Annotated in this window: 1 pseudogene; it reads right to left on the reverse strand. The window is 29.9% G+C overall.

Annotation, left to right across the window (positions count from 1 at the left end):
- Positions 1-101 (reverse strand): annotated as a pseudogene (locus ACFQZ1_RS14525) (recombinase family protein); the annotation flags it as partial.
- Positions 102-585: the final 484 nt, after the last annotated feature.

Raw genomic sequence — 585 nt, forward strand, 5'->3', positions numbered from 1 at the left:
TCTTCATATATAATGTCTATTCCAATTTCGTTCATTTGCTGTAATTGTCTCTTTGGGTTCTGATCAACAGAACTTACTCGTACATACCCTATTTTTCTCATATTCTACTCTCCTGTTTTGAAACAAGTCATATGGGACACTCCGAAGTACCATTATACCAGGTTCAATAAAATATCCCAATAGGGTTTACTCTATTGGGATAAACTAGGGTTGACCATATAAAAATTCAAATTTTATCCCTGCAAGTATGTAAATATTTATCAGCAAAATTAATACTTTTTTGTATTTAGGGGTCACACGACATCGCTATCAAGCTAATATTTTGAAGTACCCCAAAAATATTTCTTAGTAAAAAATATCTTTTTCTGTATTTAAATGTAATATTTGGTTATTATTCATATATAATAAAATTATTAAGACAGTTCTCCTTAGGTTAGTATGTCTTATGAGATTGTTTATCTTTTTCTATTTTTTACCCTAGCCCTAAAAAGAACTTGTAGTGATTTCTACAAGTTCTTTTTGTATTTCGGATTAAAAATAGATACGATAGTATGTAATTCTGTGACGTGTTTGATAGGCATGGGG

Origin of the sequence: Bacillus sp. CGMCC 1.60114, assembly GCF_042676365.1 — a bacterium.
GTDB classification, from domain to species: Bacteria; Bacillota; Bacilli; order Bacillales; family Bacillaceae_G; genus Bacillus_A; species Bacillus_A rhizoplanae_A.